Genomic DNA, 16792 nt, shown 5'->3' on the forward strand with positions numbered 1-16792 from the left:
TCTGCGAGTTCGAAAGCCGCGCCCTGTTTCTCTGGGCTCGGGAAATCTATGATGGTTTCCGCAGGAGACGGCATTGGCGAACCTCCAGCTCTTAGCTTCGCATGAATACGAAACGCCAGGAATAAGGCGTAGTTGCCAGCCAAGATCGGCGGCCGCCACGTCTTCGGATACAACAGCCGATGTAACTCTCGTGCGCTCGATGCTTCTCGTGCTGATCGGAGCGTTATCCCGGATCAGCCGCAGCGCTATCGCTCGTCGCGCGTAGACCTGTCTTCTCGATCATCTGGGTGGGGGGACTGCGAAGTAGAGCCGCGGCGGTTCGGCATCTGTATTTCTCCCTGGCAATCCGGCTCGCGTTTCCGATCCGGGAAAAAGCGTTCCACGGCAGTTACAGCGGCAAGCAACATCAGCGCCAACCCGGTGCCGGCCAGAACCAGAACGTATTGGCCGGCACCGGCGGTTATGCCTATGGCGGCTGCCATCCAGAGGCTGGCCGCAGTCGTCATATTGCGCACGTCTCCCCCGCGCACAAAAATGAGACCGCCAGCGATAAATCCGATCGCCTGGGCGAGCCCTTGAATCACCCGGACGGGATCGCCCTCGCCATGCACCTCCACCAGTTCCAGAGCGGACAGGGTCAGCATGCCTGAACTGAGCGCCACCAAACCGTGCGTACGAATCCCTGCGTCATGACCTCGTCGCTCACGCTCAAAGCCGAGTGCAAGGCCCAGGAGAGTAGCCAGGCCGAGACGCATGAGTGTGGTGGTCAGATTGTCTTCAAGCATTTTGGCGCCATCCGTGTCTTGACCCTTGCCTATGTGTAACCGAGCAGCGAATACCTTTCCACGTTCGCGAGCCTGAGATGGATGTTACTGGAGCGAAAACGTGGAAATGTTCGGTCAAGTGGCCCGAAGCTTCGAATCGACATGGGGTCGCCATGTGTTCGCCATGAGTTCGCCTCAGACGCCAAACGGATAGGTTTCAGGCATCCCGCGATGATGCTCTGGACCCAGCGGTGTCACAGCCCGGGTTTCGTCGAACCAGACGAAACCGTCGAACTGCTCAGGCAGGATTGCCTGACTATAGTGGCTCCAGAGCTCGGTCTCTGGCCGGTAGATGACCCCGATGAAACGTTCGAGGAGCGGTTCGCACAGCCGCCGGCGCAGCGGCGGATGCGCCGCTGCGCCAAGATCGAGCAGGAAGCGGTCGACGCCGCTGTCGTGCAACTGGCGCTCATAGCTGTCGCGCCTTGACGGGTTGACACGCTTCACCTCCATGTCGCCGTCCCAGTCGGTCGAGGCTGCGACAGTGCCCGTATGCGTGCCAAACCCGATCAGCGCGACGGCATCGCCCCAGCGCTCGCGTGCCAACTGACCGATGTTCAGTTCGCCCCGGTTCATCCCCATATCGGTGTGGCGGGCGTCGCCGATGTGGCTGTTATGTGCCCATACGATAGCTTTCGCCGCGTCGCCTTTGGCTTCGAGAAGATGCATGAGCGTCTCGAACATATGCCTGTCGCGAAGGTTCCAACTCTCCGCGCCGCCATAATACATGGTGCGGTAATAGCGCTCCGCGGCGGCGATCAGTCGGGCATTCTGCGCCGCGTCGAGGAAATCATCGCCGTCGTTCGCATCGTAGTTGAGCCTGCGGGCGAGGAGATCGCGGCACTGGTCGATTACCGCCTGTTCGCAGGCTGCATAGCCTCTGCTGAGCGCGGCTCGCCCATAGGTCGCCGGCTCCCGCTGCCAGGGTGTGAGACAGCCGTAGCGCTCGCGCGCTACCGCCGCAGCCTCGGGATCGACCTCGTCGAGATAGTCGATCACCGCGCCAATCGAAGCTGACATATTGTAGATGTCGAGGCCGTAGAAGCCGGCCCGCTCGGTCATTGGAAGCTCGGAATTCTGCGCGCGCTGCCATTCCGTCAGAGCCCGGATATCGGTATTGCGCCACATCCAGGTCGGGAAGCGTTGGAACGGCGGTTCGGCGGTCAGGGCGGGCTCGCGATGGCGCACATAGCGGTCGACGGTCGCCGCGTCTGGCCAGTCGGCCTCGACCGCGACGATGGTAAACTCGTGATGCTTGATGAGATGGCGTGTGATCGCGGCGCGCGCCTGATAGAATTCGCTGCTCCCGTGGCTCGCTTCGCCGAGCATCACCACGCGCCGGTGGGCAAAGCGATCGAACAGCCTGCCGAACGCTGGGTCGTCGAAGTCCGGCAAGGGTTCTGCGGCGTTGGCGATCATATCGGGCAGTTTCTGATCGCGCGATGCGCCGGGCAAATGGTTGCTCGCCGCCCGGCTGCCATCCTCCCGCCAGCCCTGTGTTCCGATAAGCGGCACGAACTTGACTGCGCCCAGACTCTCCTCGTCGAAGCGGTCAGCGGCGACACGTGTCACCTTGCAAAGCGTTTGTTCATCAGCACCGCCGACCGGCACGACGAGAATTCCGCCGACCTTGAGCTGGTGCTTCAGCGTCGCCGGCACGTCGGGTCCGCTCGCCGCGACCAGGATGGCGTCAAAGGGCGCGTCTTCGGGCGTGCCACGCGTTCCATCGCCGACGCGCACCTCGACGTTGTCATAGCCGAGCGTTGTCAACCGCGCTGCGGCGAGCTTGGCCAGGCTTGCATGGCGTTCGATCGCGATCACCTGCTTCGCGATGCGGCCGATCACCGCCGCCGCATAGCCCGAGCCGGCACCCACCTCGAGCACACGATCGCCCGGCTGAACCTCGGCCGCCTCAATCATGGCGGCGACAATATACGGCTGCGAGATGCTCTGACCCGCTTCTATTGGCAGCGCGGAATCCTCGTAAGCGAACTCTTCGAGTCCTTCGCGCACGAAACGTTCGCGAGGGACCGCGCGCATGGCATCCAGCACCCGGGCGTCGCGAATTCCGCGGCCGGCAAGATGCGTATCGACCATTCGATCACGCTGCACCTCGAAATCGGTAGCCATGTGCGTGCGTCACTTGACGGTGAGCAGTGCGGCGCGGCAGTCGGCAGCGCATTCCTGGCACATTTCGGCGCAGAGCTGGCAATGTCCGTGATCATGGCGCGCGCATTCCGCGGCGCATGCCTCGCAGACCTGAGCGCAGGCCTCGAGCAGCAGGCGCATTGTCTCGATATTCTGCCCGGTGCGCCGCACCGCGAGCCGTCCGGTCGCGGTGCAAATGTCGGCGCAGTCGAGGCAGGACCGGATGCACTGGCGCATGTCCATCGGCTCGGCGATGCAGGCATCGGCGCAGCTGGTGCACATTTCCGCGCAAAACATCGCGTGGCGTGCGGCGGTCGCAAGCGTTTCGTTGAAGTCCTCACCCACATCGGGGTGAAGTGCAATCATCTTGTGGATCGACATCAGGTTTTACCCTTCTTCCGGCGGGTTTCCCAACCCTTTTTGGCCGCCTCGGAGCGCTTCTCGGCGCTCTGGCTGGAGCCACCCTTGCGGCCGCCTTTGCGCGAACTGTCGTGGTTCTCCGCTTTGCCGCGGCCTGAGCCGGACTTCTTGCCGCCGCCCGATTCCTTGTTGACGGTCGCCCATGCCCGTCGCTCGGCCTCTTCTTTGCCGACACCGCGATCCTCATAGCCTTCCTCGATATGCTCAGCCTTGCGCTTCTGCTTGTCGGTGTAGCTCGACTTGTCGCCGCGGGGCATGATCCGTCTCCTTGCTTGCGTGCCTCCACTGATCCCTGAACGCCACAGCAACGAATTGGCTTCCCATCGGTCGCAATTGCGCGCAGCAAATCCATGAGACGCGCGAAGGCCACTGTCCGCGGCTCGCTGCAGCGGTACCTTGAAGAATGCGGCAAACCGCGCCGCCGACCGCTCAAGGCCGCAGATTGCCTCGCAAAACTATCGCCGCGCTACGTGGCCTCGGCAGGTTCCGGTAGAAGCGGGCAGCCATTCAAGTCTGCAGTATCGCAAAGACAAGTGACAGCTCTGCCGCCGGTCGGCCTTGGATACGATTTTGTGTCGGGGTGATGCGGGCTTACGTCACGGACGGATGAGCGGGGACTTTTCCGGCCAAAACGAGTTTATGACAGCATCGTACACGCCACGAGGTTCTCCCATGAATTTCGACACCGATGCCTTGGTGCTGCTCCCTGACGATATCGATCTGACCCGGTCGCCCTTGGCTGGTCACCTGGATGTCGAAACCTATGTGCTGGGCGTGTTCAATCCGGGCCTGACGCGGCTGGCCAGCGGCAATCTCATGATGATCGCCCGCGTCGCAGAAGCGCTTCGCCAGCCGATCATGAATGGTCATGTCCATTCGATCCGTTGGGAAGCCAGCGAGGAGGAGGCTGGCCGCTACCTGCTCGACGCCTGGCCTCTCGAGCATGCCGATACGGCAGATCCGCGCACGTTCATGCTGCGTGGCGGCGGCTGGAAGGTGATGGCGCTGACCTCCATATCCTGGCTGCTGCCAGTAGAACTGGCACCGGATGGGCTGACAATTGTCGCGATGCATTACGACCGCGTTATCGCACCGCGCGCGAGCTGGCAGTGCTACGGCGTGGAAGACCCGCGTATCAGCAAGGTCGATGACCGCTATCTCATGACGACCTGCTCGGTAAGCCCAGAACGTCAGTCGACGACGCTCTACAGCTCGGCAGATGGTCTGAAATGGACGTTCGAGGACATCCTGCTCGACCATCAAAACAAGGACATGTTGATCTTCGAAGGATTGATCGACGGAAAATATTGGGCACAGACACGGCCGCTCGGTGATCTTTACTTCGCCTATCCGCCTGGTAGCGAATGGCGCGCCGGTCCTTCCATCAACCTTGCGCTGTCCCCAGACGGCCATTTCTGGAAGCCATTCCGTGGTCCAGGGATAAGGCCCCATTCCGGTACAGTAGCAACTGCCCGTATCGGTGGCGGGACGCCCCCGATCCTTACCGACGAGGGCTGGTTGACCCTTTGGCACGGGGTCGAGCCTAAGGAAATTATCGGTATTTACCGGACCTATTGGTCGATCCTCGACCGAGATGATCCGAGCAAGGTAATATGGACACAGCATGTGCCGCTGCTGGAAGCAAATCCGGCTCTGACGCAGCCCATCGATCACCAGATGTATATTCGAGATGTCGTGTTCACGACCGGGATCGTGGATGGTGGAGACCATTACGTTGTCGCGTCCGGCGAGGCCGACCTCGCATGCCGGATTAGCCACATCCCTAAAGAGGTATTTCGCCGCGCGCTCACAACCGCCGGATGAGACGCTGGCAGCATGAGCATCTGCCATTGCGTCGAGTCGAGCGGCCGAGGCTCATGACGGACTTGGCGCATCCGGTCGGACACGACACTGGCGGTATCAGGCTCTCATTTTGGTTTTTAAACCCCAGCTCGCTGAAGAGGCACAGCTTGCGCAGTTTTTCGCTCGGTGGCTCTTGCGTGGGCGCTCTGCGCGGGGCGCGATTGCTTGTGGGCCATCGCGCGCAGGTCGTCGCGGAGAGGTTTTGCGTCAAGGCTCGTTTTTGTGGCGGGCAGTCATAGAGCTGCCCTCTCGTCCGCGCTGGATAAGTCATTTCCTGATTGTATTTGTTCGACAGCAGCGATGTTCTGAAAATCCGCTTAGCGCAGGGAATAGTCGTTCGTCGCAAAGCTGCCCTAAGCCTGCGATCGCCGGGAACGGCAGCGCACCGATAAGGTTACACAGGTTCATCAAGGGAGAACTGCTGTGACCGACACGCCGGCCCGTGCCGTGCGCGATGACGCGCCCCTGTCCACCTCCAAGTCCGCTCAAGTCGCTCGCGAAGCTGCCGACTTGAGCGTCGACGCGCATGCAGACCAATTGGTCGGACGCACTGTGACCATCAATCGCGATCGCCATGAACTCTACGCTTTCTGGAGGGATTTCGCGCGACTTTCGACATTCATGGACAATGTCGAGCGGGTAGAGGTGATCGACGATACCCGCAGCCATTGGGTGGTGCGGGCGCCTGCAGGCAAGACCGTTGAGTGGGATGCAGTCATCACTGAGGATCGCGACGGCGAGCTGATCGCTTGGAGCTCGGCCGAGGGCGCCGATGTTCCCAACGGGGGCCGAATTGAATTCAGAGATGCGCCGGGCGGGCGCGGAACCCAGGTTACCGCCACTATCATCTACGATCCGCCCGCCGGCGTTATCGGCAAGGTCATTGCCAAGGTCTTCCAGCGTGAGCCGGCTATCCAGGCGCGCCGCGACCTCCGACGGTTCAAGCAGCTTATGGAGACAGGCGAGATCGCTACGGCTGCGCGCACGCACAAGCAGCTCGAAGAGGAGAAGGCCTGATGCGCGCGCTGACCTGGCATGGCAAACATGATGTCCGTGTCGAAACTGTCGACGATCCCGAAATCCTCAACCCGCGCGATGCGATCATCAAGATCACGGCGACCGCGATCTGTGGCTCGGACCTGCATCTCTACGATGGCTACATTCCGACCATGCAGGCTGGCGATATCCTGGGGCATGAGTTCATGGGTGAGGTCGTGGAGGTCGGTCCCCGTTCCACGCTCCGAAAAGGCGATCGAGTCGTGGTCCCGTTCACGATCGCGTGTGGGAACTGCTTCCACTGCGGCAAGCACCAATATTCCGCCTGTGACAACGCAAATCCCGCCGACAATCAGGACATTGCACAGGAACTCTACGGTCAGCCGATGTCCGGCCTGTTCGGGTACAGTCACATGACTGGCGGTTATTCTGGCGGCCAGGCAGAGTTTGTGCGCGTTCCCTTCTCGGACGTCGGGCCGATCGTCATTCCCGACGGCGTCCCGGACGAGAAGGTACTGTTCCTCTCCGACATACTTCCCACAGGATGGATGGCGGCGGAGAATGCGCAGATCGAGCCCGGGGACACCGTTGCCGTCTGGGGTTGCGGACCGGTCGGACTGTTTTCGGTCCAGTCGGCATTTCTCATGGGCGCTGCGCGCGTCATCGCCATCGATCACTTTCCGCACCGCCTCGAGCTGGCAAAGAGGTTCGGGGCAGAGATCATCAATTACGAGGAAACCAGGACCTACGAAGCTTTGATGGAGATGACCGGGGGGATCGGTCCGGACGCGGTGATCGACGCAGTCGGGCTCGAGGCGCACGGTTTCTTCCTCGACAACGTCCTTGACCAAATCAAGGCGTCGACATTCCTCGGCACCGACCGGACCCATTCGATCCGCCAGGCGATCGTTGCCTGCCGCAAGGGCGGGCGAGTGTCGATGCCAGCGGTATACGGCGGTTTCGTCGACAAGTTCCCGCTCGGTGCCTTCATGGAGAAGGGCCTGACGCTCAAGACCGGGCAGACGCACGTCCAGCATTACATGCCCGGGCTGCTGACCGCGATCCTGGAAGGCAAGATAGATACGACCTTCCTGATCAGCCACACCTTGCCGCTCGAGCAGGCGCCCGACGGCTACAAGATGTTTCACGACAAGCAGAACGAGGTGACCAAGGTCGTCCTCAAGCCCGGCCTCCAGCCCGCTGCCTCTGGCGCGGCATCAGCATAGGAGCTTCCCATGGCAGGCAAATTTGCGATTGTTACCGGTGCTTCGAGTGGCATCGGACTGGAACTTGCCAAGCTCGCCGCGAAAGATGGCTATGACCTCCTGCTGGGCGCCGATACGCCATTCACGCAGGCGGAGCGCGAACTCGAAGGCCTGGGTGTTGCGATCGAGACGGTGGAAGTGGATCTTTCGACCCTGGAAGGTGTCGACGAACTCCTGGCTCGGGCGGCAGAGCGCCAGATCGATCTTGCCTGCGCCAATGCGGGCCACGGGTTGGGCCACGCGTTCATCGACCAGAACGTGGAGGCCTGGCGCAGCGTCATCGACACCAACATAACCGGCACGATCTATTTCATCCAGCAAGTGCTTGGGCCGATGCTTGCGCGCAAGAGCGGCAGGATCCTCGTCACCGGGTCGATCGCGGGCTTCATCCCGGGCTCCTTCAACGCGGTCTACAACGGCACCAAGGCATTCGTGGACAATTTCACCGAGGCGCTCCGCAACGAGATCAAGGACTGCGAGGGTGTGACGCTCACGACGCTGATGCCGGGCGTTACCGAAACCCAATTCTTCAAGCGTGCCGGGTTGAGCGATACCAGCGTCGGCCAGGACGACAGCAAAGCGGACCCTGCCTATGTCGCCAAAGACGGTTGGGATGCGCTGATGGCCGGTAAGGGCCATGTCGTGTCAGGTTGGAGCAACAAGCTGCAAGTGGCCGCCGCGGGCGTCGTCCCGCAATCGATGCTGGCCGAGCAGCACCGCAAGATGGCTGAGCCTGGCTCGGGAGGATCACAATGAGCGTGGTGGTGCAGCCGATCAATTGCACGCTAAAGGCAAGCGGCGAGAGTTCGACAGAAGCGATGATCGCAGTCGTCAAAACGGCATTCGAGGAGAAGGGGGCGAGCGTCGAGAAGACGATCCGCATCGCTTCGCTGAACATCAAGCCGGGCGTGACGTCGGACGAAGGAGAGGGCGACGATTGGCCCCAAGTTCGCGAGAAAATCCTCGCGGCCGACGTGCTCCTGTTCGGTACGCCGATCTGGATGGGTCAGGCGGGCAGCATTGCCAAACGTGTGCTGGAGCGAATGGACGCATTCCTGTCGGAGACCGATGAAAGGGATCGCATGCCGAGCTACGGGAAGATCGCCGTCGCAGCAATCGTAGGCAACGAGGATGGCGCCCATGCCGCCTCGGCACAGATTTTCCAAGCGCTCAACGACGTGGGCTGGACGATCCCGGCGATCGGTGTGTGCTATTGGGTCGGAGAGGCGATGGGCTCGACTGATTTCAAGGACCTCACGGAGACCCCGGCAATGGTGGCGAAGACAGCAAGGATGCTCTCTTCGAATGCCGTCCACCTTGCCGGTTTGCTCAAGGGGGACACTTATCCGGGCTGAGGTCCTCGTCCGGCAATCCGAAACTGTGTTTCTTGTGGGTTCCTCCCTCTAAATCGCGCTCCCACCGATCGCGTTTCCCGTTTTCAAATCCGGCGACAGGCTTCGGGCTGGATATGCGACGAACGGTGCGCAAAGCGATTGGCAAGCCGAGGACAGAAGAACAGGAAGAGGGTGAAATCGGGGAGCCTGTTCCTATCTCCTGAGGTGAGGAGAAACCCAATGGCCAATGGCTGGGCGCCGGATGGCGCTGTGCAGGATCAGATCGAGGACAGTCTCAACGACGCGGTGTCCGCCGCCCGGGCATCGATACCGCGAGGCGATAGCCTCGCTGATTGCGAGGTCTGCGGTGACGCGATCCCCGAAGGTCGCCGCCGCGCGTTGCCCGGCGTGCGTACCTGCGTGACGTGCCAATCGGGGCGCGAGCGCCGGCCGGTGTATTCTGCAATCAATCGACGCGGCAGCAAGGACAGCCAGCTTCGATGAATTATCGCGGTGCCAGATTGCGGGCAAAGGACGATTACGCAGAGGCAGGGCAACTTGGCTTGTTCGGGGGGCTCCCGGTTACGCCGGGGAGGGGGCCTGCCGGCCTCGAGAGTTGGGGAGACGTTATTTCCCGTGGCGAAGAAATCGAGCTTATCGCCCGGATCGATGCCTCGAATCTCGAGCCGTTCCGGTTTCGGAAGTGGATGGGCAAGCGGCTCACCTGCTCGTTTGGATGGACGTACGATCACGTCACTGGCCGCGCAGAGCGCGGGGCACGTATTCCGGACTGGTTGCTTCCTGTCAGAACTGTCGTAGCCGCCCATGTCGGGTTGGTGCCCGAGCGTTTCGAGCAAGCGCTTGTGATCCGCTATGATCCGGGTGCAGGGATCGGCTGGCACCGCGACAGGCCCATGTTCGAGCATTTGGCAGGGCTGTCGCTCGGCAGATCGGCACCCGTTCGCCTCCGGCGCCGGATCAGTCAAGGCTTCGAGCGCTTCACCCACGAGGCCAGCCAACGTGGCTTGTATCTTCTGGGGGGAGAGGCTCGGCATTTGTGGGAACACAGCATCGCCGAATTGGACAGTCCCCGATGGTCGATCACATTTCGGAGCCTCGCCCTTTAGAAGGCCAGACAATCCAGGTGAGGCAGGAACTGCGCTCTGCGCCGAATTCCTACGCACAAAAAGGACGGCGGGGGAACAGCTGGACGCTCAGCGCAACAGCAGCATTTTCGCCGAGAGGTCGTTGCGGATGGTCGTGGCGGCCACTCCGGCATGGCCCATGGCGTGGCTGATCTGATCAAGCCCCTTCGCGACATCGCCGGCGGCATAGAGCCCGGGTACGCTTGTACGCTGATGGTCGTCAATGACCAGACAACCGTCCTCGGTTGCATCCGCGCCGAGCATGATCGCGAGATCCGAGCGGATAATTGAACCCAGCGCGGGATAGATGGTGTCGAAAGCGAGCGTCCCGCCCGGCACCGGTGCAAGGATTGCGTCGCCTTCTATTCGCAGCGGTGCGCACGGGCCGTCACGCAGGGTAATCCCGGCCTCCTGAATTCGGGCCATTTCATCCTTGCTGAGGTCAAGTTCGCCATCGGGAGCGATGAGCGTCACATCCTTGGAGTACATCCTCAGAAACAGCGCCTCGTTATGACCACGCGTCCTCGTTCCTATGACCCCAACCCGCCTGTCGGTAACCTCGTAGCCATCACAGATCGGGCAATAGCGCAGCAGACCGCGCGCGAGTGCCACGTCGTGAATCTCCGGTGCGATTTCCGGACGATTGTTCACCACGCCAGTGGCGAGCAGGACGCTGCGGGCTTCAACCGTCGTGCCCCCGAATTGGGCAAGGAAGTGCTCGCCATTTTGCTTCAGCGATTCCACCAGACCGGAGCGCACGGTGACGCCGAAGTTTGCTGCCTGCTCGCGCATCAGAGCCAGCAATTCTTTTCCAGGAATACCATTGGGATAACCGGCGTGATTGTGCGTGCGGGGAATGAGTGCGGCTCGGCTGTTCCCAGCATCGACCAGCCCGACCCGCAAACGGAAGCGTGCAAGATAGATTGCCGCTGTAAGGCCGGCGGGACCGGCGCCGATGATCAGGCAATCGAGAAGTCCGGTTTGCTCCCTGGACACCGCTCAGTCTCCCTCCAGCGTCAGTGTTTCAAGGAGGGCCGCCACCTGCGACGGCCTGTCCGCTTCGCCTGTTTCCTTCTTCAAAAGCCACCGGCCATTCTGCTCGACGAGATCAGTGCCGTCCGGCATCTCGCTGCGGTCCTTGCGCGGGGTAAGCCCGATTGCGGCTGGTCCGGCATCGATCCGCGCGATCCCCGCGGCACGCGCGAGAATGCCGATACGCCTTGTTGCGAGGAGACGCTCCGTGGGAGCCGGAGGCGGCCCGAACCGGTCGGCGAGTTCCTCTTCGAAAGCACCGAGTGCGCTTTCGCTGGAAAGGCGCGCAAGGCGGACATAGAGCCCGAGGCGGATGTCGGGATCGGGTATCCATTCCGCGGGCAAACCGCCGGCCTCCCCGAGATTGAGGTCGGGAGCCCACAGGCCGGGATCTCGCCCCTGCACTTGCTCCAGAGCGGCTTCGAACAGGCGCTGGTAGAGATCGATGCCGATCAGTTTCATGTGGCCTGCCTGGGTGTCAGCGAGAGGGTCGCCGGCACCACGCTGGTCCAGATCTGCCACACTTATCTCGAAACCGGCACCAAGTTGGTCAAACGTCGCTAGCGTCCGCAGCCGTTTCACGGTGCGGGAGGCGATCTCGCCTTCTTCGGTCAGGAGGATAACCTGGCCCCGGCGGTTGCCCCGTCCGACCCGGCCGCGCAGCTGATGCAGCTGCGCCAGGCCGAAGCGGTCTGCTCGCCAAACGATCATTGTGTTTGCGCGTGGAATGTCGAGGCCGGCCTCGATGATGTTGGTCGCGAGAAGGACGTCGCCTTCGCCGTCGCCGAACCGGACCATGGCGTCGTCCATCTCGCTTGCTGGCATCTTGCCGTGGGCTTCAATGAGCACGAGATCGGGAGCGATGCGCGCGAGCCGTTGGGAGAGAGGGCCCAGATCCTCGATTTGCGGGGCCACGACGAAGCTTTGGCCACCGCGGCTGCGTTCACGCAATAATGCGGTCCTTATCATGGCGTCGTCGGAATTGGCGAGGGAGGTTCTGACCGGCTGGCGCCGTGCCGGCGGCGTGGCAATGACAGATATCTGCTGAAGCCCGATCATGGCCCGGTGCAGCGTTCTCGGGATGGGAGTCGCGCTCATTGCCAGGAGATGGATCTCGGCGCGGCCGCGCAGCCTTGATTTGTCCGCGGCCCCGAAGCGCTGCTCCTCATCGATGATCACGAGGCCCAGTTTCGCATATCGCACGTCTTTCGCCATGACTGCTGCGGTACCGATGACGATATCGACCGACCCATCGGCCAGCGCGGCTTTCACCGACTTCTTTTCGCTCGCACTGGTTAGACGGGAGAGACCCGCGATGCTTATCCCAGTATCCGCGAACCGGCGCTTGAAGGTCTGGAGGTGCTGGCGCACAAGTACGGTCGTCGGAGCAGCTAGAATGACCTGATAGCCGGCGAGCGCGCAGAGCGCGGCTGCCCGCAGGGCGACTTCCGTTTTCCCGTAGCCGACATCACCGATGACAAGGCGGTCCATTGGGCTGCCGGAGGAAAGATCGTCCCGGACCGCTTGGATCGCCCGAAGTTGGTCGGCGGTCTCGTTGAACGGAAAAGTGGCGAGAAAGCGCTCATAGGCGGCGGCTTCGGGCTCTATGACGGGAGCTGCGAGTTCCCTCCTCTCTTGTGCGAGACGCAGCAGCTGGCCGGCATTTTCGGCGATCGCCAAATCGATGGTGCCGCGGCGCTCATGCCAACTCGACCCGTCGAGTTTGTCGAGCTTTACAGCTTCCCCATCGGCGCCGTAGCGCCACAACCGGCCGGCCTCGTGGGCTGGTAACAGGCGCCGACTGCCGGCAGCATATTCGAGCGCAATGAATTCTGAAGCGGGGCCGTCATGTGCCGGCTCTAGCCCGAGGACCCGCCCCACTCCGTGGTCCTCATGGACGATGAGATCACCGGTGCGGATGTCGCCGCTAGCAATGAGCAGTTCGCCTGCGCCTTGCGGAGCTTCGCCGACGAGCGCCCGACTGCCGAGAATGTCGGCGGCGGCGATCATCACCGTGTCCTCATCACCGCCACCCCGATCGATCGGTGCGGGAAGCGCAGCGATAGCCCCTCGCGGCAGATCCGCCGCATCGTCAAGCGATTGGACCGTTGGTATGTCTCTCTTCAAAGACTCAGCGATCCGGCGCCGAAGGAACCGGATATCGCGCTCGCTGCCGACAAGCAGCAGCCGCTTACCATCAGCCAGAAGCGGAGCGGCGAAGTGGCGCAAGGCCAGCATGGGCGACGGTTGCTCGGCGAAGCGTGGCACCGGATAGGTGGCGGAAGGCGCGGGTTCAGCCCAGGACGCGAGGCCTCTTGCCCAAACCACCTCCGATACCGCGTCGATGGCTGCAGCGTTTTTACCGGCAGCGTCCTGGGCAAGACGAATGAAACGCCTTCGCCGCTCGTTGGCCTTTCCAGACATAATTATCTGCCCGGGCACCAAGTGATCGAGGATTGATGACCTGCCGGCGTTTTCGGGTTCGACAGCCCTGCCAATCTCAAGGGCTTCAAGCGGTTCGTCCGTGCGCTGTGACGCAGGATCATAGCGCCGGATCCCGGCGATCCTTCCTTCCGCCACATCAATGCGTGCAGGCGAGCCGGCATCGGCGGGAAAGATATCGATGACATCGCCGCGCACCGCAACCTCACCAGGCTCGTCGACCCGGTCATCGGCGACATAGCCGAGACCTTCCATTTGGCTCGCGAACCCTGCTGTATCGATGGTCTCACCGAGACACAGGAGGGGAGGAACTGCATCGAACGCGGCAGGTGCGGCGTATAGTCGTGCCGCGGCTTCCCCGCTCATGATTGCTGCGAGGTGGGCTCTCTGGCGATCCTGAGCGAGGGAGCGAAGATGTCGCAAGGCAGCTATCCGGCGGCCAATATTTGCAGGAGAGGCCGGCGCACGATCCCCCGGCAACGTGTCGCTCGACGGCAGGAAGACCACAGGATTGCAGGGGAATAGCGCTGCCAGCGCGTCGGCCAATGCCTCTGCTTCCTGCTCGTCGTCGGCGAGATAGAGAAGATCGCCCTCCCGTAATGCGCGAGCAAGCAGGAGGATGGTCTCGCCACGAGTTTTGGAATGGCTCATCGCTGGTCCGTTTGAGCAAGTTCGCTTGGTGTCGCGGGCCAATTCCCCTCCGAGAGGGGCGGGAGGCCCTCGAACCATGCGCGCGACCCTCGCAGAGTCAATCGGTTGCAGGCGAAATCGATTTGCGTTCGGTTAACGGCCCGCAGTTCTTCGCCGATGCCGCCCGTACCGTTCGTTGCGACCACCACATAGCTGACGCTGCCGTAATCGCACGTCATCAGCGCTTCGACGGCTTTGCCGATCGTCTCGCCGTCGGCGACGACAGGCATGCCGGCGATGCCTGTCGCTGTGAAAAGGTCGGGGTAGCCGGAGCGTCTACTCGCTGCGGTTGCAGATTTACCGCCGTCTTCATACGCGCGCTGTTTGCCGAGCCAGCGCCAGATACCGATCAGGTTTACCAATGTCAGAAAACCATTGGTGGCGACGAGGTTCGTTTGTCCGGATGATAGCCCGACGAGCGACCAGGCGACCGAGCCGATCGTGAAAACGACAAAGCCCCATCCCGTTACGCGCGCGCCAAGATTGGATGCGGTCATCATTGCTGCAATCATCGTGGTGATTGGGGCGATCCACCCGGCAATGTCTTCCAAAGAGGCCGCTCCATGAGTGCAAAGGTCAGTCTCCAAGAACGCCAAGCCGCGCCTTTGGTGCCGATCCTGAGGAGATATCTGAAAAGTGCCTTCCACGTACGAAGGTGTGCCGAGCAATGCCCACGCTGAGCAACGTCGCTACTGGCGTCGTGAGGGAGTGGGTGTGCCTCGCGCGCGCCTCAAGGCTTCGTGCCGCATAGCAATTCCAAAATAATGAATGCGACGTCCAATTCTTCGCAAGCGCGGTTTGTCGTCGCAAATCTCGAAGGCCGACTTCCCTTCCTGCAACCTCGGCGTCAGTTCAGACCGTTGCGTTCCTTTTCGCCGGTCTGTTCTTCGTGTTTGAGTTCCTCGGCGTGCCAGACGTTGCGTCCTACAAAAACCAGGACGATGACAAGAAGGATCACCCCGGCGACGAACGCCCCGGCCCGACCCAGCCTTCGGGAACTCGGCTTGTCTTCATCCTTCATCATGGCGCCTGGTTCTCCCTTCCATTTTGCGGGGGCACCCGTCGAGCATAACTGCTTCAAACTCAGGGCGCTTCGCCGGCTCGGCAGCGGTCGATTATCCGAACCGGTCACCATTCGCGGTGGCATGTTCGAGCAGCAAGCGGCTCCCTGCGTTGCCGAAACGCGAGCGAGGCGGCGCAGTTCCCCTTTCGATCGCACCGGGCTTGGCGTCACCTCTTGCCAGGCCGAGGAGGAGGAACGTTTCGACTCCTGCTAAAGGTCAGGGGCAAGTGAACCGACAGCTTGGTCGCGCGTGCATCGGGGACGATGGTCCTGTTCCGCGTCTCGCCACATTTTGCCGATGGCAGTGCCAACGTGGGGGACATGCGGCAGTGCGAGTGAACCTGCCGCATGGCCGGTGAGATGTCAGGTGGTGATACCGAGCTTGCGGCGGCCCTTGGCTGGCTTGCCGGCCCCGGGTTCCGGAACATCAGTCGCGGTTCCGGCCGGCGCTTGCTTCTTGCGGCCTCCTTTGTTGCCGAGACCGATTGCGGAAGCGATGGCCCGGCGCCGTTCAGCGTAGTCTGCCGAAACCATGGGGTAACTCGACGGAAGGTTCCAGCGCGCGCGATAGGCCTCGGGCGTCAGATCATGCTCTGTTTGCAAATGGCGCTTCAAGGTTTTCAGCTTGGCACTGCATTCAAGGCAAATGAGCGCCTCGCTTTTCACCGAAGCGCGTACGGAAACGGCAGGCGTCCGCTCCTGTTCAGTCGGTTGGGGGGCGCCCAACGCTGAGAGCGAGCTGTAAACCGCCTGGATCATTTCTGGCACTTGATCTGGCGTAACAGCGTTGTTGCTGACGTGCGCGGCAATGATATCCGACGTGAGTTCGAGAAGTATCTGTTCCTGCATGTGAAATCGCTACCCGTTTTAATTGATGTGTCGCACTTCAAATGAGAAAAGCGTTTCGCTGCGCCAAGGGCAAGATTGACCGCTTTTTGATTTACCGTTTGTCGACAGAATCTTGGCTTGCGTGCTGGCATTTGGGAGTACGTCGTCACAATTTAGGACGGCAATGCAGGCCCTTTGGTTGGGCGCAATTCACTCTGTTGGCTGGTTGAAATGAGGCGCTCACGTTGAATGCTTCTCTGCGCGCAGGCGATCGACCAGACGATTCCTGATCGCCTCGGCGGCAGCAAACGCGCCCGTCATATATGGGCCATCATCCTGCTCGCCTGACCGGATTTGCCGTAGGAACTCACGGTTCTCCAAGCCGCGTTGCTCGAGGGCCTTGGCGACTGCGTCGCGAATAATGTCGATTTGCTCCATCCCATTGCTCTTCGAAAGGAAGCTTCGGTGGAGGAAAGCTCGCGATTCGGTCAACCGTTGCCGAGCGGACACCCAAAAATGAGTTCGGCGATGTGCCTTGCTCGCTGCCGCGAAGGCAACAACACGGAGGCGGTGACGGAAACTGGCAAGAACCGCCTGGCCAGGCGCATTTTACCAGGCGCGCCGCGCGGTGCGGATAGCTTGGGGATGCCCGGGGGCGAGCCGATCGTAATCGGCAGGACGGGCTATGGGATGAAGAGGGAATTTCGCAAGGGTGAGTGCGCCCTTGGCACGGTTTTCGACG

17 protein-coding genes are annotated in these 16792 nt (G+C 61.7%); 7 read left to right on the forward strand and 10 right to left on the reverse strand.

Features of this window, described 5'->3' with window-relative positions:
• Positions 1-245: 245 nt before the first annotated feature.
• The 4 genes from WBP06_RS03220 to WBP06_RS03235 all read right to left on the reverse strand — a co-directional run bounded on the left by WBP06_RS03220 (position 246) and on the right by WBP06_RS03235 (position 3649).
• Complete coding sequence (locus WBP06_RS03220) at positions 246-785, reverse strand: MgtC/SapB family protein (RefSeq protein ID WP_395331797.1); 540 nt, start codon at positions 783-785, stop codon at positions 246-248.
• A gap of 174 nt (positions 786-959) precedes the next feature.
• Complete coding sequence (locus tag WBP06_RS03225) at positions 960-2954, reverse strand: protein-L-isoaspartate(D-aspartate) O-methyltransferase (RefSeq protein WP_395331799.1); 1995 nt, start codon at positions 2952-2954, stop codon at positions 960-962.
• A 9-nt stretch (positions 2955-2963) separates the two neighbouring features.
• Positions 2964-3353, reverse strand: a complete 390-nt coding sequence (locus WBP06_RS03230) for a four-helix bundle copper-binding protein (protein WP_395331800.1) — start codon at positions 3351-3353, stop codon at positions 2964-2966.
• The gene (locus WBP06_RS03235; RefSeq protein ID WP_395331802.1) at positions 3353-3649 is read right to left on the reverse strand and encodes a plasmid stabilization protein; all 297 of its coding nucleotides are present in this window, start codon (positions 3647-3649) and stop codon (positions 3353-3355) included. The genes WBP06_RS03230 and WBP06_RS03235 overlap by 1 nt, the downstream gene beginning before the upstream one ends.
• Positions 3650-4064: 415 nt before the next feature.
• Here WBP06_RS03235 and WBP06_RS03240 point away from each other — a divergent pair, with 415 nt between their 5' ends.
• The 7 genes from WBP06_RS03240 to WBP06_RS03270 all read left to right on the forward strand — a co-directional run bounded on the left by WBP06_RS03240 (position 4065) and on the right by WBP06_RS03270 (position 9977).
• Positions 4065-5216, forward strand: coding sequence for a glycosidase (locus WBP06_RS03240; protein WP_395331804.1), 1152 nt, complete (start codon positions 4065-4067; stop codon positions 5214-5216).
• Between the two features lie 486 nt (positions 5217-5702).
• Positions 5703-6272 carry an SRPBCC family protein gene (locus WBP06_RS03245; protein ID WP_395334010.1) on the forward strand — a complete coding sequence of 190 codons (570 nt, stop codon included), beginning with the start codon at positions 5703-5705 and terminating at the stop codon, positions 6270-6272.
• On the forward strand, positions 6272-7477 hold the full coding sequence (locus WBP06_RS03250) for a zinc-dependent alcohol dehydrogenase (RefSeq protein WP_395331806.1): 1206 nt from the start codon (positions 6272-6274) through the stop codon (positions 7475-7477). The genes WBP06_RS03245 and WBP06_RS03250 overlap by 1 nt, the downstream gene beginning before the upstream one ends.
• Before the next feature lie 9 nt (positions 7478-7486).
• Complete coding sequence (locus tag WBP06_RS03255; protein WP_395331808.1) at positions 7487-8272, forward strand: SDR family NAD(P)-dependent oxidoreductase; 786 nt, start codon at positions 7487-7489, stop codon at positions 8270-8272.
• Positions 8269-8871 carry a flavodoxin family protein gene (locus WBP06_RS03260; protein WP_395331810.1) on the forward strand — a complete coding sequence of 201 codons (603 nt, stop codon included), beginning with the start codon at positions 8269-8271 and terminating at the stop codon, positions 8869-8871. The genes WBP06_RS03255 and WBP06_RS03260 overlap by 4 nt, the downstream gene beginning before the upstream one ends.
• A gap of 219 nt (positions 8872-9090) precedes the next feature.
• Positions 9091-9354 carry a DksA/TraR family C4-type zinc finger protein gene (locus tag WBP06_RS03265; protein ID WP_395331812.1) on the forward strand — a complete coding sequence of 88 codons (264 nt, stop codon included), beginning with the start codon at positions 9091-9093 and terminating at the stop codon, positions 9352-9354.
• Positions 9351-9977 carry an alpha-ketoglutarate-dependent dioxygenase AlkB gene (locus tag WBP06_RS03270; protein WP_395331814.1) on the forward strand — a complete coding sequence of 209 codons (627 nt, stop codon included), beginning with the start codon at positions 9351-9353 and terminating at the stop codon, positions 9975-9977. The genes WBP06_RS03265 and WBP06_RS03270 overlap by 4 nt, the downstream gene beginning before the upstream one ends.
• A gap of 87 nt (positions 9978-10064) precedes the next feature.
• On the opposite strand, the gene WBP06_RS03275 is transcribed toward WBP06_RS03270, so the two are convergent.
• The 6 genes from WBP06_RS03275 to WBP06_RS03300 all read right to left on the reverse strand — a co-directional run bounded on the left by WBP06_RS03275 (position 10065) and on the right by WBP06_RS03300 (position 16488).
• Positions 10065-10991: an NAD(P)/FAD-dependent oxidoreductase gene (locus WBP06_RS03275; protein WP_395331816.1), complete on the reverse strand. Its 927-nt coding sequence runs from the start codon at positions 10989-10991 to the stop codon at positions 10065-10067.
• Between the two features lie 3 nt (positions 10992-10994).
• Positions 10995-14120, reverse strand: coding sequence for a DEAD/DEAH box helicase (locus WBP06_RS03280; protein WP_395331818.1), 3126 nt, complete (start codon positions 14118-14120; stop codon positions 10995-10997).
• Positions 14117-14671, reverse strand: coding sequence for a PRC-barrel domain containing protein (locus WBP06_RS03285; protein ID WP_395334012.1), 555 nt, complete (start codon positions 14669-14671; stop codon positions 14117-14119). The genes WBP06_RS03280 and WBP06_RS03285 overlap by 4 nt, the downstream gene beginning before the upstream one ends.
• A 335-nt stretch (positions 14672-15006) precedes the next feature.
• Positions 15007-15183 (reverse strand): hypothetical protein, encoded by a 177-nt coding sequence (locus tag WBP06_RS03290; RefSeq protein WP_395331820.1) that lies wholly within the window; start codon positions 15181-15183, stop codon positions 15007-15009.
• Between the two features lie 402 nt (positions 15184-15585).
• Positions 15586-16071 (reverse strand): MucR family transcriptional regulator, encoded by a 486-nt coding sequence (locus tag WBP06_RS03295; RefSeq protein WP_395331822.1) that lies wholly within the window; start codon positions 16069-16071, stop codon positions 15586-15588.
• 219 nt (positions 16072-16290) lie between these two features.
• On the reverse strand, positions 16291-16488 hold the full coding sequence (locus WBP06_RS03300; protein ID WP_395331824.1) for a hypothetical protein: 198 nt from the start codon (positions 16486-16488) through the stop codon (positions 16291-16293).
• Between the last annotated feature and the right edge of the window lie 304 nt (positions 16489-16792).

Origin of the sequence: Novosphingobium mississippiense, assembly GCF_044029535.1 — a bacterium.
Taxonomy (GTDB): domain Bacteria; phylum Pseudomonadota; class Alphaproteobacteria; order Sphingomonadales; family Sphingomonadaceae; genus Novosphingobium.